Genomic DNA, 25,488 nt, shown 5'->3' with positions numbered 1-25,488 from the left:
ATCGAGAATGACCGAAACCTCCACGGGGCCGACTGCGCCCTCCGAGCGCGTCCGAGCCCTGCTCGCCGATATGACCCTGGATGAGAAGCTCGCCCAGCTGGTCGGCTTCTGGGTCGACAAGGGCGACGAGCTCGTCGCCCCGATGGCCGGCGAGATGGGCAACCCGGGGGCGTACGAGGAGATCACCGCCAACGGCCTCGGTCAGCTCACCCGCGTGTACGGCACACGCCCGGTGGAGCCGGCCGCGCGCGCCGCCTGGCTGTGGTCGGAGCAGCGCCGGCTGAAGGAGGAGACCCGGCTGGGCATCCCCGCGCTCGTGCACGAGGAGTGCCTCACCGGGCTCGCCGCATGGAAGGCGGCGACCTTCCCGACCCCGCTGGCGTGGGGCGCCTCGTTCGACCCCGAACTGGTGGAGGAGATGGCCGGGCTGATCGGCGCCTCGATGCGCGAGCTGGGCATCCACCAGGGCCTCGCCCCGGTGCTGGATGTCATCCGCGACCCGCGCTGGGGTCGCGTCGACGAGTGCATCGCCGAGGACCCGTACGTCGTCGGAACGCTCGGCACCGCGTACGTCCGCGGCCTGCAGGGCGCGGGCGTGCACGCCACGCTCAAGCACTTCGTCGGCTACTCTGCCTCGCAGGCGGGCCGCAACCACGCGCCCGTCCACGCCGGTCCGCGCGAGGTGCGCGACACCCTCCTGCCGCCGTTCGAGATGGCGGTGCGGGACGGGGGCGTGCGGTCGGTGATGAACTCGTACGCCGAGATCGACGGCGAGCCGGTGGCGGGAACGCCCGCGTACCTGACCGGCATCCTGCGCGACGAGTGGGGCTTCGACGGGACGGTCGTCTCCGACTACTTCTCCGTCGCGTTCCTGCACACGATGCACGCCGTGGCGGCCGACCTCGGAGAGGCGGCGGCGCTGGCTCTCGCCGCGGGCATCGACGTCGAGCTGCCGACCGGCGACGCGTTCCTCGGCCCGCTGGCCGACCTGGTCCGCGAAGGCGGCGTCGACATCGCGCTGATCGACCGCTCCGTGCTCCGCGTGCTCGCGCAGAAGGAGGAGCTGGGCCTGCTCGACGCGACCTTCGACGAGCCGCCGACGGAGATCGACCTCGACACCCCGGCGCACCGCGACGTCGCGCTGCGGCTGGCCGAGGAGTCGCTCGTGCTGCTGACCAACGACGGCACGCTGCCCCTCGCCGGCGCTCCCTCGCGCATCGCGGTGCTCGGACCGAACGCGGACGCACCGGAGGCCCTCATGGGCTGCTACTCGTTCGCCAACCACGTGCTCGCCCACCATCCAGAGGTGCCGCTCGGCTTCGAGCTGCCGTCGGTTCTCGAGGCCGTGCGCGCCGAGTACCCCGAGGCGTCCGTCGCGCACGAGCGCGGCTGCGCCGTCGAGGGCGACGACCGCTCCGGGATCCCGGCGGCCGTGAACGCGGCGAGCGCCGCCGACGTCGCCGTGGTCGTCGTCGGCGACCGGGCCGGGCTGTTCGGCCGCGGCACGGTCGGCGAGGGCAACGATGTGGAGAGCCTGGAGCTGCCGGGCATCCAGCGCGAGCTCGTGGAGCGGGTCGTCGCCACCGGAACGCCGGTCGTGCTCGTCGTGCTCTCCGGCCGGCCGTACGCGATCTCCTGGGCCGTCGAGGGCGTCACCGCCCCGGCCGCCGTACTGCAGGCGTTCTTCCCCGGCGAGGAGGGCGGGCGTGCCATCGCGGCCGTGCTGTCCGGCCGGGTCTCCCCCTCCGGCCACCTGCCGGTGTCGCTGCCCCGCTCCGCCGGAGCGCAGCCGTACTCGTACCTGCACCCGATCCTCGGCGGCCCGAACGAGATCACCAGCGCCGACAGCACCCCGGTGCTGCCGTTCGGCCACGGTCTGTCGTACACGTCGTTCGAGCGCACCGGGCTCAGCGTCGACCGGGAGGTGGAGGCGGGCGACGACTTCACGGCGACCGTGCGCATCCGGAACACCGGCGAGCGCGCGGGCACCGACCTCGTCCAGCTGTACGCGCGGGATGTGCACGCCAGCGTGACCCGACCGGTCGCGCAGCTGCTCGGCTACCACCGGGTGGAGCTGCAGCCCGGCGAGGAGACCGTGGTGCGGTTCTCCGTGCCGACCGCGCGGCTCGCCTTCTCGGACCGCGAGATGCGCCGCATCGTCGAGCCGGGCGCGGTGGAGGTCTGGGTCGGGCCGTCGTGCGCCGAGCGCGAGACCGCGGCCGACTTGACCATCACCGGCGCCGTGCACGCGGTCACCCCCGCCGACGCCCGGCTGGTGACGTCGACGGCCGAAGCGGCTACCGTGAGTGCCGTCTTCACCGACGCGCTCTGAGACGGGGTCGCGCCGCGGGCGCACATCCTGTATAAGTTTATTGGAACAACAAATCATCGACGAAGCTGAAGGAATCCCCATGAGCCTCACCCCCACCCGCGCCGACAAGTTCTCGTTCGGACTGTGGACCATCGGCTACAACGGCACCGACCCGTTCGGCGGCCCGACGCGCCCGCAGCTCGACGTGGTCGAGGCGGTGCACAAGCTCGACGAGCTCGGCGCCTACGGCCTCACCTTCCACGACGACGACCTGTTCGCGTTCGGCTCGACCGACGCGGAGCGCCAGAAGCAGATCGACCGCCTCAAGCAGGCCCTGCAGGACACCGGCATCATCGTCCCGATGGTGACCACCAACCTGTTCTCGGCGCCCGTCTTCAAGGACGGCGGGTTCACCTCCAACGACCGCGCGGTGCGTCGCTTCGCGCTCCGCAAGGTGCTCCGCAACCTCGACCTCGCCGCCGAGCTCGGCGCGAAGACCTTCGTCATGTGGGGCGGCCGTGAGGGCGCCGAGTACGACGCCGCGAAGGACATCCGCTCGGCCCTCGAGCGCTACCGCGAGGCCGTGAACCTGCTCGGCGACTACGTCACCGACAAGGGCTACGACATCCGCTTCGCCATCGAGCCGAAGCCGAACGAGCCGCGCGGCGACATCCTGCTGCCGACCGTCGGTCACGCGCTCGCGTTCATCAACTCGCTGGAGCGCCCGGAGCTCGTCGGCCTCAACCCCGAGGTCGGCCACGAGCAGATGGCGGGCCTCAACTTCGCCGCCGGCATCGCCCAGGCGCTGTACCACGGCAAGCTGTACCACATCGACCTCAACGGGCAGCGCGGCATCAAGTACGACCAGGACCTGGTCTTCGGCCACGGCGACCTGCAGAACGCGTTCGCCCTCGTCGACCTGCTGGAGAACGGCGGCCCCGACGGTGGGCCGGCCTACGAAGGCCCGCGCCACTTCGACTACAAGCCGTCGCGCACCGAGGACATCACCGGCGTGTGGGACTCGGCCGCGGCCAACATGCGCACCTACCTGCTGCTCAAGGAGCGGGCGCAGGCGTTCCGCGCCGACCCCGAGGTGCAGGAGCAGCTGGAGGCGTCGCGCGTGATCGAGCTGTCGCGCCCCACTCTCGGCGAGGGCGAGACGTACGACGACCTGCTGGCCGACCGCAGCGCCTACGAGGACTTCGACCCGTCGTCGTACTTCGGCGGCAAGGGCTTCGGCTTCGTCCGTCTGCAGCAGCTCGCCCTGGAGCACCTGCTCGGCGCGCGCTGAGCTCCGCCCCCATCCCATCCCTCGAGGTGCACGTCGTGGTCGCTATTCCGCCCGGATAGCGACCACGACGTGCATTTCGGCACCCCAATGAAGGAGTGAACGTGACGTTGGTCGCGGGAGTCGACTCGTCGACTCAGAGTTGCAAGGTCGTCGTGCGGGACGCCGAGACCGGCAGGCTGGTGCGCTCCGGGCGCGCTGCCCACCCGGACGGGACCGAGGTCGACCCCGCCGCCTGGTGGTCGGCGCTCCAGGAGGCGCTGGTGGACGCCGGCGGGCTCGACGACGTCGACGCGATCTCCATCGCCGGGCAGCAGCACGGGATGGTCGTGCTGGATGCGGATGGCCGCGTCATCCGCGACGCCCTGCTCTGGAACGACACCCGCTCGGCGCAGGCCGCCCGCGACCTGATCGCCGAGGTCGGCGCCGAGGCCTACGCGGAGCGCGTGGGCGTCGTCCCCGTCGCGTCCTTCACCGCGACCAAGCTGCGCTGGCTGCGGGATGCGGAGCCCGCGAACGCCGCCCGTGTCGCCGCCGTAGCGCTCCCCCACGACTGGCTGACCTGGCGCCTGCGCGGCTACGGCCCGGCCGGCGAGAGCGAGCTCGGCCCGGACTTGGAGGCGCTGACCACCGACCGCTCCGACGCCAGCGGCACCGCGTACTGGGGCGCAGCGACCGGCGAGTACGACCTCGACCTGTTCGAGCGCGCCCTCGGGCGTCCCGGCCGAGAGGCGGGGAACGGCGCCGCGGACGCGGACACCGTCGTCCTGCCGCGCGTGCTCGGACCTGCCGAGGCCGCCGGCCGCACACCCTCCGGAGTGCTCGTCGGCCCCGGCGCAGGCGACAACGCGGGCGCCGCGCTCGGGCTCGGCGCCGCCGAGGGCGACGTGGTCGTCTCCATCGGGACCTCCGGCACGGTCTTCGCCGTCACCGACGGTCCCGTCAGCGACGCGTCCGGGACCGTCGCGGGCTTCGCGGACGCATCCGGAGTCTCCCTCCCGCTCATCGCGACGCTCAACGCGGCGCGCGTGCTCGGCTCCGTGGCCGGACTGTTCTCGGTCGACCACGACGGCCTGGCGGAGCTGGCGCTGTCGGCCGAGCCCGGGTCCGGCGGGGTGGTGCTCGTGCCCTACTTCGAGGGCGAGCGCACGCCGAACCTGCCGGACGCGAAGGCCAGCATCCACGGCCTGACCCTGGCCTCGACGACGCCGGCCAACCTGGCGCGGGCGGCGATCGAGGGGATGCTGTGCGGGCTGGCGGACGGCCTCGATGCGGTGCGGTCGGTCGGTGTGAAGGAGCGGCGCATCCTGCTGATCGGCGGCGCCGCGCAGAACCCGGCCGTCGCCCAGGTCGCCGCGCAGGTCTTCGACGCGCCGGTCGAGGTGCCCGCACCGGGCGAGTACGTCGCCGACGGGGGCGCCGTGCAGGCCGCGTGGGCCCTCACCGGCACCCGCCCGGCGTGGACCGTCGAGACCCTGACGACCCTCCCCGTCGACACCCGCCCCGTCATCCGCACCCAGTACGCCGCCGCCCGCCCCTGATCCCGGGGCCGACTCCGAAGCCAAGAGCTCCTGAGTTCTTCGAGCGACTCGCCGGTGGCGAGTCGAAGAACTCAGGAGCTCTTGGCTTGGAGGGACGGGGTCAGAGGGCTGCGGCGGCCTGGGCGGCCAGGGTGGCGGGCGGGGCGGAGATGTCTAGCACGATGTGGCGCTCGTCGGGGGTGAGGGGCTCCAGGGTGGCGAGCTGGCTCTGCAGCATGCCCGCCTTCATGAAGTGGTGCTCTCGGGAGGCCAGACGCTCGGCCAGCAGCTCCGGCGTCCCGTCCAGGTGCACGAACGTCACCTCGTCGCGCCGCAGCACGTCCCGGTACCGCCGGGCGAGCGCGGAGCACGCCACCACGACGGACCGGCCGGCGGCCAGCCGCTCGTCCATCCAGGCCGCGATGGCGGCGAGCCAGGGCGCACGGTCGTCGTCGGTGAGCGGGATGCCCGCGCCCATCCGTTCGACGTTCGCGACGGGGTGCAGCGCATCCCCCTCCAGGAGGTCCCAGCCGAGCCGCTCGGCGAGCAGCGCCGCCACGGTCGACTTGCCGCAGCCGGCCACCCCCATCACGACGACCGCGCGCCCGCCGCTCATCCGAGACCGCCGACGAACAGGCTGAGGACGAGCACGCCCGCCAGCCCGACGATCGAGACCAGGCACTCCAGCACCGTCCAGCTCTTGAGGGTCTGCGGGATGTCGAGCCCCAGATACTCCTTCACCAGCCAGAACCCGGCGTCGTTGACGTGCGAGAGGAACACCGAGCCGGCGCCGATCGCCAGCACCATCAGCGAGATCATCGGCGTGGACAGGTGATCGGTGAGCGGCAGCAGGATGCCGGCGGCGGTCACGGTCGCGACCGTCGCTGAGCCGGTGGCGACGCGGATGAGCGCGGCCACCGTCCAGGCGAGCAGCAGCACAACGATGCCGCTGGCGCCGGTCGCCCAGCCGGCGATGACCTGGCCGATGCCGGTGTCCACCAGCACCTGCTTGAAGCCGCCGCCCGCGCCGACGATGAAGATGATGCCCGCGATGGGCGGCAGGGACGCGCTCAGGCTGTTCTGGATGGCCTTGCGATCCATCCCGCCGCCGACGCCGAGCAGGAACAGCCCGGCCAGCACCGCGATCGTCAGAGCGATGACGGGAGTGCCGAGGAAGTCGAGTGCGACCTTCCACACCGGCGCCGCGCTGGGCGAGACGATGTCGGCGACAGCCTTGGCCAGCATGAGCACGACCGGCAGCAGGATGCTGACGAGCGCCGCGGCGAACGACGGACGGCGACGGGTCTCGATCTCCTTCTCGTCGGCGACGAACAGGTCGGGCACGCCGACCGGCACCCAGCGCGCGGCGAGCTTGCTGAACAGCGGACCCGCGATCGCGATGGTCGGGATGGCGACCAGCACGCCGAACGCGAGCGTCAGGCCCAGGTTCGCACCGAGGGCGCCGATGGCGACCAGCGGACCCGGGTGCGGCGGGACGAGACCGTGCATGGCCGAGAGGCCGGCGATGGTGGGCAGCGCGATGCGCATCAGCGGCAGGCCGGAGCGGCGGGTCACCAGGATGATGACCGGCATCAGCAGCACGAGGCCCACCTCGAAGAACATCGGGAGGCCGATGATGGCGCCGACCGCGCCCATCGTCCACGGCAGCAGCCGCGCGCTGGTGCGCGAGACGAGCGTGTCCACGATGCGGTCGGCGCCGCCGGAGTCGGCCAGCAGCTTGCCGTACATCGCGCCGAGCCCGATGAGCACACCGACGCTGCCCATGGTGTTGCCGAAGCCGGTGATGAAGCTGGCGATCACGGCGTCCGCCGCCATGCCGCCGACGAGCCCGGCGACGAGCGAGCCGAGCAGCAGCGAGAGGAACGGGTGGAGCTTGAGCCAGGTGATGAGGACGACGATCACCGCGATGCCGGCGACGGCGGCGATGATCAGCTGGCCCTCGGGGGCGGTGGGGTGGGGTGCCGGAGCGGCGGCGGCCGCGAGGCGCGAGAGGGTTGAGTGGAGCATGAACGTCCTTGGTCAGTGCGGATGGGGCACGAACACTCTAGGAATAAATCAGATTTGTGTCTAATCAATGTCGGACAATACGGACATTACGCCGAACATCGCCCGCTTTGACCGGATGAGTCCCCTCCGCGGATAATGAAGCGTGACCCAGCCAGCGCCCGGCTCCCGCCACGAGCAGACGATCGCGTCGCTCGGGGCCCGGATCGTCGCGGGCGACATCCCGGTCGGCACGGTGCTCACGCCCGAGAGCCTCGGCAGCTCGCGCACCGTGCTGCGCGAGAGCATCCGCGTACTCGAGTCGCTCGGTCTCGTGCAAGCGCGCCGCCGGCGCGGGACGGTCGTCACCCCGCCGACCGCCTGGCAGGCTCTCGACCCACGCGTGCTCGCCTGGCGGCTCGCCGGTCCCGACCGGCTGACCGCGCTCGGCGACCTCAGCGAGCTGCGCCTCGCGGTCGAACCGGTCGCCGCCCGCCTCGCCAGCGCCCGCGCGACGCCGGCGCAGTGCGGCGAACTCACGGCCGCCATCGTCGGCATGGCGGCGACGCAGCGCTCCGCCGACCACGACGAGTATCTGGCGCACGACCGCGACTTCCACCGCATCCTGCTCGAGGCGTCCGGCAATCCCACGTTCGCCGCCCTCAGCGGCGCGGTGGCCGAGGCCCTCAACGGCCGCACCGCCCACGACCTCATGCCGCACAACGCCAACCCGGAGGCGATCCGCCTGCACGAGGAGGTCGCCGCCGCGGTGCGGGCAGGCGACGCGGCGGCCGCCGAGGCGGCGATGCGCGCGATCGTCGAGGAGGCTGACGCCGCGGTCCAGCGCGTGGCACGGGCGTAGAGCTCTACCGCCGCACCAGCCGCGGGCCGACCGCCCAGGCGAGCCCGCACAGCACCGCCGTCAGGGCGAAGGCGCCGACGTACGGCCACCCGCCGTCGAGCGGGCGCAGCGCCGAGAACACGATCGCGCTGGCCGCCAGCGCGACCGCCGAGCCGGTGGCGTCCGAGATCGAGAGGGCGGAGCTGTTGAAGCCCTGGTTCTCGGGCGTCGAGTACTTCAGCGTGAGCACGCCGAGGCGCGGGTACAGGATGCCCATCCCGCCGCCGGCGAACGCCCACCCGACCACGACGACCGCGGGATGGAGGTGCCACACCGCGGTCGAGATCAGGCAGGCGAGCGCGATGGTCAGCCCCAGTGCGCCGAAGCGGGCGGCGGCGACGTCGGTGATCGACGGGAACCGCCCCTGCAACCACGACGCCCCCGACCAGGTGAGACCCGCGGCGGTGAGCGCGAGTCCCGCGATGGACGCAGACAAGCCGTACTCGGTGACCATGATGCGCGGCACGTACACCTCGGCCGCGAAGAAGGTGCCCGCCACGAGCGCGCGCATCAGGATGACGCTGGGCAGGCCGGGCCGCGCCAGCAGCGTGCCCCGCGGGATCAGCGGGCGGATCGCGAACGCGGCGACGACGGCGGCCACGACCGGGACGATCCACTGCACCGGTCCCGACGACTCGGCGGCGAGCGTCAGCGCGAGCACCGCGACCGCGAGAAGCACCGCCCAGAGGAGGCGGCCGACCCGGATGGGCGTTGACTCCTCCGGGGCCGTGAGCGCTCCACGCATCACCGGGACCACCATGAGCATCGCCAGCGCGACCAGCGTGACCACGCCGAGGAACACCCAGCGCCAGCCGACCGTCTCGGCCAGCACTCCGGCGATGAAGGGGCCGATCAGCGACGGGATCACCCAGGCCGCGGCGAAGCCGGCGAAGATCCGGGCGTGCAGGACCGGCGGGTAGACCCTCGCCACGATCACGTAGAGCACGACGGTCAGCGCGCCGCCGCCCAGGCCGTGCACCAGCCGTCCGACGACGAAGACCGGCATCGTGGAGGCCGTTCCGGCGATCAGGAGGCCGGCCGCGAACAGCACGACGGAGGTGATCAGAGGGTTGCGCGGGTTCCCGCGGTCGGCCCATGCCCCCGCAGACACCATCCCGACCACGCTGACGGCCAGCGGACCCGCGAAGGCGAACGCGTACAGCGCATCGCCGTGGAGCTCCCGGCTCACCTCGGGCATGATCGTGGTGACCGCGAGCGCCTCGAACGCGGCCAGCATGATCAGCAGGCACATCCCGATGCTGGTCCAGCGGAAGCGCGGACCGAGCACGCCGCCGGGAGGGGCGACGTCGCCGGGTGCGGAGCCTGCGGTCACCGAGTCCAGGTCGTGCGAGCTCACGACAGCCAGCCTAGGCCCGACCGCCGACGGCGGTCAGGCCGTGCGCGGACGCGCAGTGGACGAGCGGACGATGAGCTCCGGCTGGAGGCTCACCGCCGTCGCCTCCGCTCCCCCCTCGATCTCGGCGACAAGGCTCTCGACGCTGCGCCGGCCGAGGTCGGTGAAGTCCTGCAGGACGGTCGTCAGCGGAGGCCAGAAGTGCGCGGCCTCCGGGATGTCGTCGAAGCCGACGACGCTCAGCTGCTCCGGGATGCCGAGGCCGCGCTCCCGGGCCGCGTGGTAGAGGCCGAGCGCCATCTGGTCGTTCGAGGCGAAGACGGCGGTCACACCCGCGTGGTCCAGCGCCCGCCGGCCGAGCCGGTAGCCGGACTCGGCGGTCCAGTCGCCCTCGAGGACGGGCTCCGGCGTCAGCCCGGCCTCCTCGAGTTCGGCGCGGTAGCCGTGCACGCGCGCCTCCGCCTCGAACCACTCGAGCGGCCCGGAGAGGTGCACGATCCTGGTGTGGCCCAGGCCGATGAGGTGCCGCGTGGCCGCGCGGGCGCCGGCCACCTGGTCCACCGTCAGCTCGCGCTGCACGGCCGAGGGGCCGCCGAGCAGGGTCACGTAGGGCACGCCGAGCTGCGCGCTGCTCAGGCGGTCGAGCACCACCTCCTGCGGCGCGATCACCACGATGCCCTCGACCGACTGCGCGAGCAGGTGGTCGAGCCCGGCGGAGATGGCGTCGGCGCCCAGGTCCGGCAGCTGGGCGACCGCGACCGAGTAGCCGGCGGCCTGGCCGGCATCCTGGATCGCGTTGATGCTCGACACGGGCCCGTAGAGGGCGGCGGCCGAGGTGGAGAGCACTCCGATGGTCCGCGACCGGGCGGTGACGAGCGCTCGCGCGGCCCGGTTGGGGCGGTAGTGCAGCTGGTCCATCGCCGCGCGGACCCGCTGCCGCGTCGACTCCCGGATGCTGGGATGCCCGTTCACGACGCGCGAGACCGTCTGGTGCGACACCCCCGCCAGGGCGGCGACGTCGCGCATGCTGGCGGCGCGCTGGTGCTCGGTCACGCGTCCCCTCCCTGCGTCCGCGGCCCGCGCGGGTGCCCCCATTATGCGCGCTCCCGCCCGCGCAACCGCGACTGCTGCGGTTCGGAACGTGCGCGCCACGGCGAGCGGCCGCAGTCGTTCCGAAGCGCAGCAGTCGCGGAGGGAGCGCTCAGCGACGCGTGCGCTGCAGCGCGCCGACGGCGAGCGCCACGAGCGCGACGCCGGCCGGGAAGACCAGGTGCCAGCCGGCCAGCACGAGGAGACCCGCGGCGAGCACGCACGAGAGCAGCGCCATCCACCAGCCGAGCGACCGGCGCGGCAGCAGCCGGAGAGCGGACGCGACGCCGAGGCCGTAGACCGCCGCGGCGATGCTGGTGTGCACGAGGATGAACGGCGGGAGGTCGCCGCTCGCGAGCACGACGACGGAGTAGAGCGCCATGACCACGGCGGAGAGCAGCAGGCCGCGGCGCGCGACCGCGCCGTTCTCGACGCCGCGGCCGAACCATGCCGGGAGGTCGCCGTCGCGTCCCATGGCGGCGCCGAGCTTGCTGAAGGCGGCGAGGTACGCGTTGAAGACGCCGGTGACCACGATCGCCGCGATCACGGCGACGACCACCCCGCCCCCGGAGCCGGTCGCCACCTCCACGAGGTCGAGCAGCGGAACGGCGCTCGATGCGGCGCCCTCTCCGAGCACGACGACGGTCACCGTCTGGATCGCCAGGTAGGCGACCGACACGATCACGAGCGCCAGGGCGGTGGCGCGCGGGATGTCGCGCCGCGGGTTGCGGAACTCGCCCCCGATGCCGGCCACGGCCTCCCACCCGGCGAACGCCCAGATGTACAGGCTCATCGCGAGCCCCACGCCCGCCCAGCCGTGCGGGAGCAGCGGCTGCAGATTCTCCGGCCGCGCGTGCGGAGCGGCGGCCGCGAGGACGAAGATCAGCACCGCGACGAGGGCGCCGGAGAGCACGAGCTGCACGGACGCGGCGAAACGCACGCCGAACGCCGTCACGACCACCGGGATGACCATAAGGGCGACCGCGATCAGGACGGTCGTCGCAGTGTCGCCGCCGATCACGGCGACCACATAGCGCGCGGTCATCAGCGCCGCGATCGGGGCGCCGATCGGTGTGCCGAAGAAGAACCAGTAGCCGATCACGCGCGCAGCTCCCGGCCCGAACGCCCGGCGTGCGAACGTCGCGACGCCTCCCGCATCCGGATGCCGCCGGGCGAGGGCCGCGAAGGTGGCCGCCAGCGGCACCGAGATCAGCGCGAGCGCCGCGACCGCCACGATCGCACCGGGACCCGCGGCCGCTGCAGCGAGTGCCGGGAGCACGAGGATGCCCGTGCCGAGCACCGCCGCGACGTAGAGGGCCGTGCCGCCCGCCACGCCGAGCCGGCCGTGCGGCTGCGCGGGCACGCGCGGGTCGGGGAGCTCGGGCTCCGGGAGGCGGGCGTGCGTGGTCGATGGCCCGCGCTGTGTCATGGGTCCATCGTGGCGGACACCACTGACACCGGATGCGCGCCGAGGGTTCCCGGCCGCCCCCTGCCGCGGGAATATGGGCCGCAAGGAGGTCTGTTGCTCGGACTCGAACTCGTCGTCGTCATCGGCGTCACCACCCTGCTGACCAAGGTCATCGCCCGCAAGACCGGGATCGCCCAACCCCTGCTGCTCGTCGGCATGGGCGTGCTCCTGGGGCTCGTGCCGCTGTTCCGCGACATCGAGCTCGCGCCGGAGGTCGTTCTCTTCCTCTTCCTTCCGGCGATCCTGTACTGGGAGAGCCTCACCACCTCCCTGCGCGAGATCAAGAGCAACCTGCGCGGCATCGCCCTGATGAGCACCGCCCTCGTCGTGCTGACGGCCGCGGCCGTCGCCGTGCTGGCGCACGCGCTGGGGCTGCCGTGGGGACCGGCGTGGGTGCTCGGAGCCGCGATCGCACCGACCGACGCCACCGCCGTCGTGTCGTTCACGCACTCGCTGCCGCGCCGCAACGTGACGATCCTGCGCGCCGAGAGCCTGGTGAACGACGGGACGGCGCTCGTGCTCTGGTCGCTCGCGGTCGGGTTCACGATCGGCGACGCCGACGTCAGCCTCGGCGCCGTCACCGTCACGTTCCTGATCGCGTACCTCGGCGCGGCGGCCGTCGGCGCTCTCGTCGCGTGGCTCGCAATCCTCGCCCGGCGGCGGCTGCGCGACGCGATCACCCAGAACATCGCCATGCTGCTGACGCCGTTCGTCGCCTACCTCGCAGCCGAGCTCATCCATGCCTCCGGAGTGCTCGCGGTCGTCGTCGCGGGCCTCATCATCAGCCAGGCCGGACCGCGCATCGGCGTCGCGGAGGGCCGGCGCCAGTCCGACGCCTTCTGGACGTTCTCGACCTTCCTGCTCAACGCCAGCCTGTTCGTGCTCGTCGGCATCGAGCTCCCCCGCTCGACCACCGAGCCGGGAACCCGCGACCTCGGGATGGGCCTGCTCACGATCGTGGCGGTCACCGTGACGATCGTGGCCGTGCGGTTCGCCTTCCAGTTCGGCTCGGTGTTCCTGATCCGGCTGCTCGACCGGCGCCCGCAGCAGAAGGCGAGACGGATGAGCAGCCGCTGGAGGGTGGTCAGCAGCCTCTCCGGCTTCCGCGGCGCGGTCTCGCTCGCAGCCGCACTCGCGGTGCCCGCGGCCCTCGACAACGGCCACCCGTTCCCGAATCGCGACTTCATCGTGTTCGTCACGACCGGCGTCATCATCGTGACCCTCGTCGTGCAGGGGCTCATCCTGCCAGGGGTGGTGCGCTGGGCGAAGCTGCCGGCCGACGAGGCGGTCGGCCATGAGCGACGGCTCGCCGAGACCAGCGCGACCCGGGCGGCGCTCGACGAGCTGCCGGAGCTCGCCCGGCGGCTGGGCGTGGACGAGGAGGTGAGCGAGCGCATCCAGAACGAGTTCGAGGAGCATCTGGAGCTGCTGGAGGCCGAGGACGAGTCCGAGGGCGGCGAGGAGGCCGTCGAGCGCAGCCGTCAGGACACCGAGCTGCGGCTCGCGCTCCTGCACTGCAAGCGGGAAGAGGTGGTGCGGCTCCGCGACGAGGGCGAGATCGACGACATCGTGCTCCGGGATGTGCAGCGCCGGCTCGACGTGGAGGAGGTGCGGCTCACCGGCCGCGAACCCGGCGAGTGACCCCTATCCGGCGCGCGGGCGGCCGTCTACCATCGCCGTCAGAGCATCCGGGAGTCCGGCATCCAGGAAGGGAGCGGCCATGACAGACGCGAAGGAGAACTGGCCGGAGACGCCGTCGGGCGAGCCGATCGACGTCGACGCCATCGCCGAGGGAGGCGACGACGTCGGGCCGTACGACGCCGACGGCTTCGTCGAGCCCGAGCACGACGAGTACGACCCGCTGGAGGACGACGACGGGAACTGAGCGCCCCGGACCCTTGTCCCCCGGTGCTGTACCCCGATAAGGTCGGCGTGGAAGGCCGCACAAGGGGGAAGGGTGCAGCATGACCACATTCGAAGCATCGATCGGGAACATCCCGAAGCCGGGCCAGGATCTGCATCTCGTCCGGTGGGTCCACTCGGCGGACGGCTGGACGAGTCAGACGCTGTTGTGCACCTACGTGGCCTGCACGCCCGAGCACTGGATCGTCGACGAGCACGGCGAGCAGGTGTCGCTCGAGCGAGCCGAGTGGTCGCAGTTCGCGTTCTGACCGGGCGCGTGGCTTACACTCCAGACAGGGATGACCGCGCTTCACCGTGAGCTCGCATCCGGCGAGGAGCGCTGTGCCCGACACCTTCCACACCCGCGACCAGGCCGCCGGTCCGGATGCCGCGGAGGAGATCCTGCGCCGCAGCTACGGCGACGTCTCCCTCGGCTCCGGTGTACGCGAAGACGGCCTCAGCTACAGCGAGGAGCTGCGCGGCGACGAGCGGCTTCTGCTGGGGCGGCACCGCTTCGGCGGCGACCTCTCCTTGTCGTTCGAGCTGCCGTTCCTCGCCGTGGGCCTGGCCTCAGGCCGCTACCGCTGGCAGGCGGGGCACGAGGAGGGCGACCTCGCGTCGGAGCCCGCGCTGTTCCAGCCGTCCGCGGTGGCCCGGGGGTCGATGGACCACGCCGCGGTCACGGTCGTCGCGTTCGACCCGGCGGCCCTGACGACGACCGCCCGCGGCCTGTTCGGCGAGGACCGGCTGGAGGCGTCGTTCCTCTCCGCCGTCCCGGTGTCGGCGGCCGCCGCACGTCACTGGCGCGCGGTGCACGACAACGCCTGGCGGCAGGTGGATGTCGGCGCGTTCGACAGCCCGCTGCTGCGTGCCTCGCTGTACCGTCAGCTCGCGGTCGCGACGCTGGAGACCTTCCCGCTGCCCGGCGACCACGAGGCGCGCCGGACAACCGTCGCGTCACGCGGGCGGGCGTTCAAGCACGCGCTGAGCTTCATCGACGAGCACGCCTCGCTGCCCATCACGCCGGAGGACATCGCCCTCGCGGTCGGGACCTCGGTGCCGGAGCTCGTCCGCGCCTTCGACATGCACCTGCCGTTCACTCCGCTGCAGTACCTCGCCAGCGTGCGTCTCGCGGCCGCGCACCGGGACCTCCAGGAGCCGCGTGACGGCGCGACCACCACCGTCGCCTCCGTGGCCTCGCGGTGGGGCTTCCCGGACGAGGCGACTTTCGCCCGGCTCTACGTGGAGCGGTTCGGGCACGCTCCTCAGCGGACACTCGACCTGGCCGGCTGAGCACGCCCGTGGGCCGTCGCCGGTCAGAGCCCCGCGTGCGCGGCCAGCAGCTCGACGGCGACGCGCCAGTCCTGCGCGGTGACGCCCTCGCCGGACTCCTCCTCGCCCGGCAGCCGGGCGACGAACCCGGGCCACAGCTCGCCCGTGCTGTGGAGCTCCTCGATCAGCCCGAGGTACTCGCCGCCGTAGTACACCTCCCAGGCCGCGGTCGCGGTGGGGCTGTACATCAGGGTCAGCGGCAGTGAGCCGTACGTGTAGACGGCGTGCTGGTGGGCGAGCTCCCTGTCCGTCATGACCGCAGAATAGGCGCGATCACCGTCGGGCGGAAGGCCGGATGACCCACGGCGACCCGTGTGTCACGCGACGACCAGATCGTCGTCCTCCGACTGCTCGTGCGTCGCCGCGACGGCGAGCGCGACGACGTCGCGCATGCGCCCGCGGCGCGCGAACGCGGAGCGCTGCCGGCCCGCGCCACCGCCGACCGCGTGGATGCGGGCGACACCCCGGCGGACGAGGGCCAGGTCGCCGTTCGCCTCCAGTGCTCCGGCCGTATGGTCGAGCAGCGCCTCCACCGCCTCCACCGCCGAGACCTCGCGCCAGGTCACCGGATGCGGCAGCGAGCCGGTCACACCGGTGAGCGCCGCCTGCCACTCGGCGAGGCGGAGGGCCGCCGACGGGACGGCCGCCGGAGGGACGCCGGCGCGCCACTCGGCGACGGCGGTATCGACCAGCGCCCGGACGAGAGCGGCGATGACGGCGGCGTCGCGGGCGTCGAGGCACACGTCGGCCACGCGGATCTCCACGGTCGGGACCTTGTGCGACACGCGAGCATCGAGGTACAGCATCCCGGAATCGAGGATCACGCCCGTGTCGACGAGGAAGCGCTCGAACCGGTCGTAGGCCTCCACCGAGCCGAAGACGTCCGTCGGGCCGGCGCTCTGCCACTGGTGCCAGGCCGCGAAGCGGTAGCTTGCGTGCCCGGTGTCGGCGCCGGCGAAGAACGGCGAGTTGGCGCTGAGGGCCAGCAGGGTCGGCAGCCACGTGCGGATGCGGTCGAGCACGGCGACGCCCTCCTCGCGCGAGTCGATGCCGACGTGCACGTGGAAACCGCAGACGAGGGTGCCGCGCGCCGTCAGCCCGTACCGCTCGATCATCTTCGCGTAACGCGGATCGTCGGTGACGTGCGGTCGCATACGCATCGGCGACATCGCGACCGCGATCGCCCGGGCGCCGTGCCTCTGCGCGAGGGAATCGGCGAGCTCGCGGCCGCCGACGATGTCGAGCAGCAGCTCGCTGGTGGAGAGGACCGGCCGCGTCTGCGTCTCGATCATCTCCTGGTTGAACTCGGCGCTCACCGAGGGGCCGTCGACCACCGGCGGGGCGTCGGCGAGGAGCGCAGGGGCGAGCGGCGCCGCCAGTCCCCGCGCGTCGACCAGGAGGAGCTCCTCCTCCACCCCGAAAGTCCTCACCCTTCCACTATCGGGGGCAGGCGTCGTGCCGTAAATACCCTGTACACCGTGAATCTCCCGTGCACCCGGCGCGCTGCCCGCGACCGTCCGGGGTACACCCGGATGTGATTTCTTGCAGGTCGGGGTACATTTCCGGTCGTATCGTGCTCGGTCTCTTGGTGCAGCGATCCGGCTCCGCATATAACGGACTCAGCTGCGCAACGATCCGCCGCCGCGACCGCACCGCCAGGAGGCCACATGTGGGACACGACCACCCGCATCCCGTTCGACGCCGCGCTGCTGACCGAGCGCGGCGGGGCCGCTGCCCGCGCCGAGCTGCTGCGGCTGATCACCTCCCGGCCCGGCATCGCGATGGACGAACTGCACGGGATGCGCCTGCCCGGCCTGTTCGCGGGCCTGCGCGCCCTCCACAGCGCCGGGCTCATCCGCACGGACACGACCCCTCCACGCTTCTTCGAGCGCGGCACGCGGGTCTTCCCCGCAGAGGGAGGTGCCGCCGGGGCGTGACCCGCGGCTAGCATCGCGGCATGGCCCGCACCGCCGACAGCGAGCTCGCGTCCCTCTGGCTCGACGCCCTCGACGGCCGGCCCGCCGCCCTGGAGGAGCGCCTCGCGAGCGACAGCCGCCTCCCCGGACCGCGCGCCAACCTTGAGCTGGCGCACCGCACCGCCGACTGCGCGGCCGCCACGCCCGACGGCCGGCGCCGGGATGCCCTTCGCCTCCTCGACCGGTGGCTGCAGGCCGGCCGGGGTGCGGAGCCGGGCGAGCCGGAGCCGGCGACCGAGGCGCGCCGCGAGTACCTCGCGGCCGTTGCGGCGCTCTGCGTCGGCGCCCTCGTCTCCGTCCGCCCCGACGACGACGCCGCGGCCCTCCTCACCACGGCGACCTCCGACCGGCGCTGGCGGGTGCGGGAGCTCGCCGCAACCGGCCTGCAGCGTGTGCTCGCCGCCGATCCCGAGCGCGGGATGCGCCTCGTCCGCCTCTGGCTCGTCTCCGGCATGCTCCCGGCCCGTGCGGCCGTCGCTGCCGTCGCCGAGCCGTCCCTGCTCCGCGATCGCGACACAGCCCAGGCGGCCGTCCGGGTCGTCGAGCAGGCGGCCGACCGCCTGCTCGCACTGCCCTCAGGCGAACGCAGGGCGGCCGACCCGCGGGTGCTGCGGCAGGCGCTCGGCTACGCCGTCAGCGTCGTCGCCGCAGCCGATCCGGCCGCAGGGCTGCCGCTGCTCGAACGCCTGGCGACCTCCACCGACCCCGACGCGCGCTGGATCGCGCGCGAGAATCTGAAGAAGGCGCGGCTGGCCCCCTACGCCGACCGCCTCGCCGTCGCGCGGGACGCCCTCAGCCGAGCGTGAGCGTCCCGTCGTCGGCGAGCGGCCAGCCGGGGTTGAAGGCGACCTCCCAGACGTGCCCGTCCGGGTCGGCGAAGTAGCCGGAGTAGCCGCCCCAGAACACGCGCTCCGCGGGCTTCAGGATGCGCGCGCCCGCCACCTCCGCCTCGGCGAGAACGCCATCCACGTCGGCCTCCGACCGCTGGTTGCACGCCAGCGTGATACCGCTGAACGTGCCGTCGATCGGCGTGCGCGCGTCCTCCGCGAGGTCGTCGCGGCCGAACAGCGCGAACGCCATCCCGGGCAGCTGGTAGAAGACCACGCCTTCCGGCGCGTCCGCCGGCCGCCAGCCGAGCCCCTCCTCGTAGAACGTGCGCGAGCGGGCCAGGTCGGCGACCCCGAGCGTGATCAGGCTGATGCGTTGGTCCATGCAGCCGACGCTAGCGCGGGCTACCGACGCAGCGCCTGCTCCACGTCCTCCAGCAGGTCGTCGACGTCCTCGATGCCGACCGAGAGGCGCACGATGTTGTCGGGGACCTCCAGCGCGGTCCCGCGGACGGACGCGTGCGTCATCTCGCTCGGGTAGCCGATGAGCGACTCCACGCCGCCGAGCGACTCGGCCAGCTGGAAGACGCGGGTCGACTCCGCGAACCGGCGAGCCGCCTCCGCTCCGCCGGCGAGCGCGACCGACAGCATGCCGCCGAAGCCGCTCATCTGCCGGGCGGCCAACTCGTGACCGGGGTGGTCGGGCAGGCCCGGGTAGTAGACGCGCTCGACGCCGGCGTGGCCGACCAGGGCCTCCGCGATCGCCTGCGCATTGGCGCTGTGCTGCCGGAGGCGCACCTGCAGCGTCTTGATGCCGCGCACGGTGAGCCACGCGTCCATCGGCGACGACACGGCGCCCGCGGCGAACTGCAGGAACTGCGCCTTCGCGGCGAGCTCCTCGTCGGCGAACACCAGGGCGCCGCCGATCACGTCGGAGTGTCCGCCGAGGTACTTCGTGGTCGAGTGCACCACGACGTCGGCGCCGAACGACAGCGGCTGCTGCAGGGCGGGCGACGCGAACGTGTTGTCCACGACGACGACCGCGCCTGCCGCGTGGCCGAGCTCGACCAGGGCGGCGATGTCGCTGATCTTCATCAGCGGGTTGCTCGGCGTCTCGATCCAGAGCATCCGGGTGCCGTCGGCGGCGAGCGCCTCGCGCACGGCGTCCAGGTCTGCCAGGTCGACGGTCGTGTTCCGGATGCCCCACTCGCTGTGGACGCGGTCGATCAGCCGGTGCGTCCCGCCATACGCGTCGTTGCCCAGCACGATGTGGTCGCCCGGCCGCAGGGCTGCGCGCAACAGCGCGTCCTCGGCGGCCAGTCCCGAGGCGAAGGAGAGCGCACGCACTCCGCCCTCGAGGGAGGCGAGCAGCGTCTCGAGCGAGGCCCGCGTCGGGTTGCCCGAGCGGCCGTACTCGTAACCGTTCCGCAAGCCCCCGATGCCGTCCTGCACGAAGGTCGACGTCTGGTAGATGGGCGGGATGATCGCGCCGGTGGTCGGGTCGAACTCCTGACCCTCGTGGATGGCGCGCGTGGCGAAGCCGTGTGTCATGTGCCGTTCTCTCGTGTCGCGGGGTTTCAGTCGCTGAAGTAGTTGAGGAGGTCCTGCCGGGTGAGCACCGCGACCGGCTTGCCGCCGTCGGTCACCAGCAGCGCGTTGGTCGTGGCGAGCGCGGCGCGGGCGGCCGTCACCGGCTCGTTCACGCCGATCAGGGCGAGCGGCTCGCCCAGGTGCTTGCCGACCGGGTCGCTCATCTCGGCGTGGCCGCTGAACACCGCGTCCACGAGCGAGCGCTCGTCGAGCGCGCCGGCGACCTCGCCCATGACGACCGGAGGCTCGGCCGTCAGCACGACCAGCTGCGAGACGCCGTACTGGTTCATCGTCTGGATGGCGTCGCGCACGGTCTCGGTCGGGTGCGTGTGCACCAGGTCCGGGAGGGCGCCGCTCTTCGTCTTCACGATGTCGTGCACCGTGGACTCGTCGGGGACCTCGCTGAAGCCGTAGGACTGCATCCACCGGTCGTTGAAGATCTTCGCCAGGTAGCCGCGACCGCCGTCCGGCAGGATCACCACCACCACGTCGTCCGGGCCCAGGTCCTTCGCGGCGCGCAGGGCGGCCGCGACGGCCATCCCGCTCGACCCGCCGACCAGGATGCCCTCCTCGCGCGCCAGGCGCCGCGTCATCCGGAACGCCTCGGCGTCGCTCACCGCGATCACCTCGTCGACCACGCTCGGGTCGTAGGCGCCCGGCCAGAAGTCCTCGCCGACGCCCTCGACCAGGTACGGCCGTCCGGTGCCGCCGGAGTAGACGGAGCCCTCGGGGTCGGCGCCGACGATGCGGACGCGGCCGTCGGAGATCTCCTTGAGGTAGCGTCCGGTGCCCGAGATGGTGCCGCCGGTGCCGACGCCGGCGACCAGGTGGGTGATGCGGCCGTCGGTGTCGCGCCAGATCTCCGGACCAGTGGTCTCGTAGTGGCTGCGCGGGCCGTTCGGGTTGAAGTACTGGTTCGGCTTGAAGGCGCCGGGGATCTCGGCGGCGAGCCGGTCCGACACCGAGTAGTAGGAGTCGGGATGCTCGGGCGGCACCGAGGTCGGGGTGACCACCACCTCCGCCCCGTAGGCGGTGAGGACGTTGATCTTGTCCTCCCCCACCTTGTCGGGGAGCACGAACACGCACCGGTAGCCGCGCTGCTGCGCGACCAGGGCGAGCCCGACTCCGGTGTTGCCGCTCGTCGGTTCCACGATGGTGCCGCCGGGCTTCAGGAGCCCCTCCTTCTCCGCCGCGTCGATGATGCGGGAGGCGATGCGGTCCTTCGACGAACCTCCGGGGTTCAGGTACTCGAGTTTGACGAGCACCGTCGCCGCGATCCCGTCGGTCAGCCTGTTGAGCTTCACGAGCGGGGTGTCGCCGACCAAGTCGATGATGGTCTCTGCGTACTTCACGCGACCAACCGTAACAGCGCGTTCGTGCCCGGACGACTCTGTGACGTCACGCCTAGAATCGCCTCATGCCGGTGTCCGACCTCTCCCCCGTCGCGCAGGACTACCTCAAGATCATCTGGTCGGCGCAGGAATGGTCGGACGTCCCCGTGACCGTCAAGCAGCTGTCGGAGCGGATGGGCGTGCGCGCGGCCACCGTGTCCGACGGCCTCCGGCGCCTCGCCGAGCAGGGGCTGGTCGCCCACGAGCGCTACGGCCGGGTCGAGCTGACCGACGCGGGGCGCCGCCACGCGGTCGCCATGGTGCGGCGCCACCGGCTGATCGAGACGTTCCTGGTGGAGGAGCTCGGCTACGGCTGGGACGAGGTGCACGACGAGGCCGAGGTGCTGGAGCATGCCGTCTCGGACGAGCTCGCCGCCCGCATCGACCGCCGCCTCGGCTTCCCCTCGCGCGACCCGCACGGCGACCCCATCCCCACCGCCGACGGCACCCCCCGGCGGCCGGAGGCGGTGCCGCTGCTCGACGCCGCCCCGGGCGCCGAAGTGACGGTGGTGCGCATCTCGGACGCCGACCCCGCCGTGCTGCGCTACCTCGGCGAGCGCGGCATCGGTCTCGACACGGCGATCCGCGTTCAGGAGCACCGCGCATTCGCGGGCGACGTCACCGTGGAGGTGGACGGCGATCCCGTCGACCTCGGCGCGACGGCGGCCGCCGCCGTCTGGGTGGCCCCGAGCGGCTGAGCTCTCGCGAAGTGACTGCTGCCTCCTGTCACGACTGCGCCTGCGCGCCGCCCCGCAATCGTGACGAGAGGCCGCACTCGCGAATCAGGATGCGCCGGCGACCGTCAGGCCGACCAGCGCCAGGTTCAGCAGCACAACGAGACCGGCGACCGCGCCGCCGGCGATGCGCACCCAGACGCGGTCGGCGTGCTCGCCCATGACAGCGCGGGAGCCGGTGAGGCGCAGCAGCGGGATCATCGCGAACGGGATGCCGAGGCTGAGGAAGACCTGCGACAGCACCAGCGCCCAGGTCGGGTCGACCCCGAGCGCGAGGATGACGATGGCCGGCACCAGCGTGACGATGCGGCGGGTGAGCAGGGGCACGCGCAGCCGCAGCAGGCCGCCCATGATGGTCGCGCCGGCGTAGCTTCCGACCGAGGTGGAGGCGAGTCCCGAAGCCAGGAGCCCGATCGCGAAGATCACGCCGACGGCAGGGCCGAGCGCGGCCGAGATGGCGGCGTGCGCGCCGGCGATCGTGTCCGTCCCGGCCACGCCGCGCAGCGACGCGGCGGCCACGAGGAGCATGGCGATGTTGACGGCGCCGGCGAGAACGAGCGCGAGCACCACATCCAGCCGGGTGGCCTTGAGCAGGATGCGGATGCGGCCCCCGCCCGCCCCGTGGCGGTCGCGCGCGAGAGCGGAGTGCAGATAGATCGCGTGCGGCATGACCGTGGCGCCGAGCATGCTCGCGGCCAGCAGCACCGTCGGGGCCCCGTCGAAGCGCGGGACCAGACCGGCCGCGGCCTCGGTCCAGTTCACCGGGCTGACGAAGAGGCCGGCGAGGAACCCGACCGCGATCACGGCGAGCAGTCCCAGGATGACCGCCTCGAACGGACGCTGCCCCCGCCGGGACTGGATGGCGAGGATGCCGATCGCGACCACGCCGACGATGAGGCCGCCGAGCGGCAGCGGGAGCCCGAAGAGCAGGTTGAGCGCGATGGCGCCGCCGATGACCTCGGCGATGTCGGTGGCTGCGGCGACCAGCTCGGCCTGCACCCAGTACGCGCGGCGGCTGGTGGCCCCCAGTCGTTCGCCCAGCAGCTCGGGGAGGCTGCGGCCGGTGACGATGCCCAGCTTCGCGGACTGGAACTGCACGAAGACGGCGATCGCGTTGGCCGCGACCAGCACCCACACCAGCAGGTAGCCGTAGCGTGCGCCCGCGGTCAGGTTGGCGGCGACGTTGCCCGGGTCGACGTAGGCGATCGCAGCGACGAACGCCGGACCGAGCAGCAGGAGCAGCCGCGCAGGGGCCGCACGCGGTGCCCGCTCCCGCACGTCAACGCTCATCAGCCCCTCCGACCTCGAAAGTTAGCCCAGTCTAACTCTCGGTCGGGAAGGGCGTCAGGCGAGGAAGGTCCGGAGGGTGTGGATGCGGCCGTCGCGCACCTCGATGAGGTCGACGCCGCGTGCCACGGGCTCGCCCTCGGGGCCGAAGGTCCAGGCCAGCGCGCCGGAGTCCGGACCGAGGTACGCGGGTCCGTCTTCGGCGAGGGCGAACGACGGCGGTGTTCCGTCGAGGATGCTCGAGGCCTTCTCCTCGAGCCCGTCCCAGCCCCGCACCTCCCCCTCGGGATCGACGAACACGACGTCCTCGGCGAAGACGCGCTCGATCGCGGCGCGACGGGAGGCGACATCCCTGTTGCCGAAGACCTCGTGCAGGTTGGCGGACAGCAGTTCCGTGATCGTCGGCACGGGGTCTCCTTCTGATGTTCGGGCGGTCGTCACTCCTCGACGACTGCGCTCTCGGTCTGCTCGCGGTACAGCCGCGAGTACACACCGCCGAGCTCAAGGAGCTCGCGGTGCGTTCCGCGCTCGACCACCTTGCCGTGGTCGATCACGAAGATGACGTCGGCCGCGACGATCGTCGACAGCCGGTGGGCGATCGCGATGGTCGTGCGGCCGCTGGATGCGGTGTCGAGCGCCTGCTGCACGACCCGCTCCGAGATGGTGTCGAGCGCGCTCGTGGCCTCGTCGAGGATGAGCACCTCCGGGTCCTTCAGCAGCACCCGCGCGATCGCGATGCGCTGCTTCTCGCCGCCCGAGAGCCGGTAGCCGCGCTCCCCCACCACCGTCGCGTACCCGTCGGGGAAGCCGACGATCGTCTCATGGATGTTCGCCCGCTTGGCCGCGTCCTCGACCTCCGCGTCCGTGGCGTCCGGTCGGGCGTAGCGCAGGTTCTCGGCGATGGTCGCGTGGAACAGGTAGGTCTCCTGGCTGACGACGCCGATGTGAGACACGAGCGACTCCTGCTGCAGGTCGCGCACGTCCGTGTCCCCGAAGCGGATGTGGCCGCTCGTCGCGTCGTAGAACCGTGGGATGAGGTAGGAGACGGTCGTCTTGCCCGCCCCGCTCGGCCCGACGAAGGCCGCGAACTCTCCGGGCCGGATGACGAACGACACGTCGTCGAGGGTGTTGCGCTCCCCATCGCGCGCGTCCGGATAGCGGAAGACGACATGGTCGAACTCGACCCGGCCGAGCTCGCGGCTCGGGTCGACCGGGACGGCGTCCGCCCGGTCGGCGATCGCGGGCTTCAGGTCGAGGTACTCGAAGATGCGGGCGAACAGCGCGCCGGAGGTCTGCAGGTCGAGCGCGACCCGCATCAGCGCGAGCAGGGGGAAGAGCAGCCTCGCCTGCACGGTGGTGAAGGCGACGATCGTGCCGGCAGAGATGTCCGTCGTCCCGCCCGCGATCAGCCAGCCGGAGACCAGGTAGACGATCGCCGGGATGGACGACAGGAAGATGTTCACCATGGCGAAGAACCACTGGCCGCTCATCGCCTGCGACACCTGCAGCCGGATCTGGTTGCCGTTCTCGTCCGAGTAGCGCTCCACCTCGGCGCCCTGCCGGTTGAAGCTCTTCGAGAGCAGGATGCCGGACACGCTCAGCGTCTCCTGCGTGATCGCCGTCATGTCCGACAGCGATTCCTGCGTCTTGGTGGCGATTCGGGCGCGGACCTGGCCGACGCGGCGCTGCGCGATCACCAGGATGGGCATCAGCACGACCGCGACGATCGTCAGCTGCCAGTTGAGCAGCAGCATGGCGACGAGCGCGGCGATGACCGTGACCGTGTTGCCGAGGATGCTCGACATGGTGTTCGTGAGGACGTTGGCGACTCCGCCGACGTCGTTCTGCAGGCGCGACTGGATGATGCCCGTCTTGGTGTGCGTGAAGAAGCTCAGCTCCATCGACTGCAGGTGCGAGAACAGCCGCACGCGCAGCGCCCCCATGACCTTGTTGCCGACCGACGCGGTGAGGTACGTCTGCCACACGCCCAGCAGCGCGGAGACGACGTAGACGACGAGCATGAGCACGACGATCTCCACCAGCACCGGCAGGTTCGGCGACCCGCTCTTCGGGAACAGGCCCTGGTCGAACGCCCGCTCGGTCAGCAGCGGCGGGATCACCGTGAGCGCCGCACCCGCGAGCACCAGCACGATCGTGACGACGATGGCGGCGCGGTGGGAGGCGAACAGCTCGACGATGCGGCGGAACAGGTGCGGGATCTTCGGAGCGGTCGCGTTCAGCGCCCGCTGCGCCTCTGCATCGCCCCCGCTGACGCGCCCGCGACCGCCGCCACCACCGGCCGCCGCCATGCCACGCATCCCGCTCATGGCTTCAGCCTAAGCCTCGCCACCGACCGTCCCCTCCTGTCCCCGTACGCGCTGGGAGAACGCCCGCCGAGTTGCACGTCGTGGGCGCTATTCGGGCCGAATAGCGGCCCCGACGTGCAACTCGATCGCTAGCGCGGCGGGAAGGGGACGTGCTGGGTGACCCACGCGTGCATCGCGATCGCGGCGG

Annotated in this window: 24 protein-coding genes; 11 read left to right on the top strand and 13 right to left on the bottom strand. The window is 72.3% G+C overall.

What is annotated here, in order from left to right:
• Positions 1–7: 7 nt before the first annotated feature.
• The 3 genes from P5G59_RS19950 (at position 8) to xylB (ending at position 5,140) form a co-directional block, all read left to right on the top strand.
• Positions 8–2,332 carry a beta-xylosidase/alpha-l-arabinosidase gene (locus tag P5G59_RS19950; RefSeq protein WP_301220774.1) on the top strand — a complete coding sequence of 775 codons (2,325 nt, stop codon included), beginning with the start codon at positions 8–10 and terminating at the stop codon, positions 2,330–2,332.
• A 79-nt stretch (positions 2,333–2,411) separates the two neighbouring features.
• Positions 2,412–3,602 (top strand): xylose isomerase, encoded by a 1,191-nt coding sequence (gene xylA / locus P5G59_RS19945; protein WP_301220773.1) that lies wholly within the window; start codon positions 2,412–2,414, stop codon positions 3,600–3,602.
• A gap of 101 nt (positions 3,603–3,703) precedes the next feature.
• Positions 3,704–5,140 (top strand): xylulokinase, encoded by a 1,437-nt coding sequence (gene xylB / locus P5G59_RS19940; protein WP_301220772.1) that lies wholly within the window; start codon positions 3,704–3,706, stop codon positions 5,138–5,140.
• Between the two features lie 100 nt (positions 5,141–5,240).
• Here xylB and P5G59_RS19935 read toward each other — a convergent pair whose 3' ends face one another.
• The gene (locus P5G59_RS19935; protein ID WP_301220771.1) at positions 5,241–5,735 is read right to left on the bottom strand and encodes a gluconokinase; all 495 of its coding nucleotides are present in this window, start codon (positions 5,733–5,735) and stop codon (positions 5,241–5,243) included.
• Positions 5,732–7,147, bottom strand: coding sequence for a GntP family permease (locus P5G59_RS19930; RefSeq protein WP_301220770.1), 1,416 nt, complete (start codon positions 7,145–7,147; stop codon positions 5,732–5,734). The genes P5G59_RS19935 and P5G59_RS19930 overlap by 4 nt, the downstream gene beginning before the upstream one ends.
• A gap of 142 nt (positions 7,148–7,289) precedes the next feature.
• Between P5G59_RS19930 and P5G59_RS19925 the strand changes: the two genes are divergently transcribed.
• Positions 7,290–7,985 (top strand): FadR/GntR family transcriptional regulator, encoded by a 696-nt coding sequence (locus tag P5G59_RS19925; RefSeq protein ID WP_301220769.1) that lies wholly within the window; start codon positions 7,290–7,292, stop codon positions 7,983–7,985.
• 4 nt (positions 7,986–7,989) lie between these two features.
• On the opposite strand, the gene P5G59_RS19920 is transcribed toward P5G59_RS19925, so the two are convergent.
• The 3 genes from P5G59_RS19920 to P5G59_RS19910 form a co-directional block, all read right to left on the bottom strand.
• Complete coding sequence (locus tag P5G59_RS19920; RefSeq protein ID WP_301220768.1) at positions 7,990–9,381, bottom strand: MFS transporter; 1,392 nt, start codon at positions 9,379–9,381, stop codon at positions 7,990–7,992.
• A 33-nt stretch (positions 9,382–9,414) separates the two neighbouring features.
• The gene (locus P5G59_RS19915) at positions 9,415–10,431 is read right to left on the bottom strand and encodes a LacI family DNA-binding transcriptional regulator (protein ID WP_301220767.1); all 1,017 of its coding nucleotides are present in this window, start codon (positions 10,429–10,431) and stop codon (positions 9,415–9,417) included.
• A gap of 148 nt (positions 10,432–10,579) precedes the next feature.
• Entirely contained in the window at positions 10,580–11,896 is a 1,317-nt protein-coding gene (locus P5G59_RS19910) for an APC family permease (RefSeq protein WP_301220766.1), read from the bottom strand.
• 93 nt (positions 11,897–11,989) lie between these two features.
• Between P5G59_RS19910 and P5G59_RS19905 the strand changes: the two genes are divergently transcribed.
• The 4 genes from P5G59_RS19905 to P5G59_RS19890 all read left to right on the top strand — a co-directional run bounded on the left by P5G59_RS19905 (position 11,990) and on the right by P5G59_RS19890 (position 15,130).
• Positions 11,990–13,576: a Na+/H+ antiporter gene (locus tag P5G59_RS19905; protein WP_301220765.1), complete on the top strand. Its 1,587-nt coding sequence runs from the start codon at positions 11,990–11,992 to the stop codon at positions 13,574–13,576.
• A 79-nt stretch (positions 13,577–13,655) separates the two neighbouring features.
• Positions 13,656–13,820, top strand: a complete 165-nt coding sequence (locus tag P5G59_RS19900; RefSeq protein ID WP_301220764.1) for a hypothetical protein — start codon at positions 13,656–13,658, stop codon at positions 13,818–13,820.
• A gap of 79 nt (positions 13,821–13,899) precedes the next feature.
• A complete protein-coding gene (locus P5G59_RS19895) occupies positions 13,900–14,106 on the top strand; it encodes a hypothetical protein (protein WP_301220763.1) in 207 nt (68 codons plus the stop codon).
• Between the two features lie 73 nt (positions 14,107–14,179).
• Positions 14,180–15,130 (top strand): helix-turn-helix transcriptional regulator, encoded by a 951-nt coding sequence (locus P5G59_RS19890; protein ID WP_301220762.1) that lies wholly within the window; start codon positions 14,180–14,182, stop codon positions 15,128–15,130.
• Between the two features lie 23 nt (positions 15,131–15,153).
• Here the strand turns inward: P5G59_RS19890 and P5G59_RS19885 are convergent, their stop codons facing one another.
• Together P5G59_RS19885 and P5G59_RS19880 are read right to left on the bottom strand one after the other, a co-directional pair.
• Positions 15,154–15,423, bottom strand: a complete 270-nt coding sequence (locus tag P5G59_RS19885; protein ID WP_301220761.1) for a hypothetical protein — start codon at positions 15,421–15,423, stop codon at positions 15,154–15,156.
• 63 nt (positions 15,424–15,486) lie between these two features.
• Positions 15,487–16,599 carry a glutamate--cysteine ligase gene (locus P5G59_RS19880; RefSeq protein WP_301220760.1) on the bottom strand — a complete coding sequence of 371 codons (1,113 nt, stop codon included), beginning with the start codon at positions 16,597–16,599 and terminating at the stop codon, positions 15,487–15,489.
• Positions 16,600–16,836: 237 nt separating this feature from the next.
• On the opposite strand from P5G59_RS19880, the gene P5G59_RS19875 reads away from it, so the two are divergent.
• Both P5G59_RS19875 and P5G59_RS19870 read left to right on the top strand, forming a co-directional pair.
• Positions 16,837–17,106, top strand: coding sequence for a hypothetical protein (locus P5G59_RS19875; RefSeq protein ID WP_301220759.1), 270 nt, complete (start codon positions 16,837–16,839; stop codon positions 17,104–17,106).
• Between the two features lie 20 nt (positions 17,107–17,126).
• On the top strand, positions 17,127–17,951 hold the full coding sequence (locus P5G59_RS19870; RefSeq protein WP_301220758.1) for a hypothetical protein: 825 nt from the start codon (positions 17,127–17,129) through the stop codon (positions 17,949–17,951).
• Here the strand turns inward: P5G59_RS19870 and P5G59_RS19865 are convergent.
• Genes P5G59_RS19865 through P5G59_RS19855 form a run of 3 tightly spaced genes read right to left on the bottom strand, consistent with a single transcriptional unit; the run spans position 17,938 to position 20,914 of the window.
• Positions 17,938–18,357 (bottom strand): VOC family protein, encoded by a 420-nt coding sequence (locus P5G59_RS19865; RefSeq protein WP_301220757.1) that lies wholly within the window; start codon positions 18,355–18,357, stop codon positions 17,938–17,940. The two genes, P5G59_RS19870 and P5G59_RS19865, sit on opposite strands and share 14 nt — an antisense overlap.
• 20 nt (positions 18,358–18,377) lie before the next feature.
• Complete coding sequence (locus P5G59_RS19860) at positions 18,378–19,553, bottom strand: cystathionine gamma-synthase (protein ID WP_301220842.1); 1,176 nt, start codon at positions 19,551–19,553, stop codon at positions 18,378–18,380.
• Positions 19,550–20,914, bottom strand: coding sequence for a cystathionine beta-synthase (locus tag P5G59_RS19855; RefSeq protein WP_301220756.1), 1,365 nt, complete (start codon positions 20,912–20,914; stop codon positions 19,550–19,552). Before P5G59_RS19855 ends, P5G59_RS19860 begins: the two co-directional genes overlap by 4 nt.
• A gap of 65 nt (positions 20,915–20,979) precedes the next feature.
• Here P5G59_RS19855 and P5G59_RS19850 point away from each other — a divergent pair, with 65 nt between their 5' ends.
• Positions 20,980–21,651 carry a metal-dependent transcriptional regulator gene (locus tag P5G59_RS19850; protein WP_301220755.1) on the top strand — a complete coding sequence of 224 codons (672 nt, stop codon included), beginning with the start codon at positions 20,980–20,982 and terminating at the stop codon, positions 21,649–21,651.
• Positions 21,652–21,735: 84 nt separating this feature from the next.
• Here P5G59_RS19850 and P5G59_RS19845 read toward each other — a convergent pair whose 3' ends face one another.
• From P5G59_RS19845 to P5G59_RS19835, 3 genes are read right to left on the bottom strand one after another with little or no spacing between them, the layout of a single operon-like run.
• Positions 21,736–22,977: an Nramp family divalent metal transporter gene (locus P5G59_RS19845; protein WP_301220754.1), complete on the bottom strand. Its 1,242-nt coding sequence runs from the start codon at positions 22,975–22,977 to the stop codon at positions 21,736–21,738.
• 54 nt (positions 22,978–23,031) lie between these two features.
• Entirely contained in the window at positions 23,032–23,382 is a 351-nt protein-coding gene (locus P5G59_RS19840) for a nuclear transport factor 2 family protein (RefSeq protein WP_301220753.1), read from the bottom strand.
• 29 nt (positions 23,383–23,411) lie between these two features.
• Complete coding sequence (locus P5G59_RS19835; RefSeq protein WP_301220752.1) at positions 23,412–25,301, bottom strand: ABC transporter ATP-binding protein; 1,890 nt, start codon at positions 25,299–25,301, stop codon at positions 23,412–23,414.
• Positions 25,302–25,488 lie beyond the last annotated feature (187 nt).

The sequence above is a fragment of the Leifsonia virtsii genome, from assembly GCF_030433675.1.
GTDB classification, from domain to species: domain Bacteria; phylum Actinomycetota; class Actinomycetes; order Actinomycetales; family Microbacteriaceae; genus Leifsonia; species Leifsonia virtsii.
The sequence above is the reverse complement of the archived record's forward strand: the minus strand, read 5'-3'. Positions and strand labels throughout refer to the sequence as shown.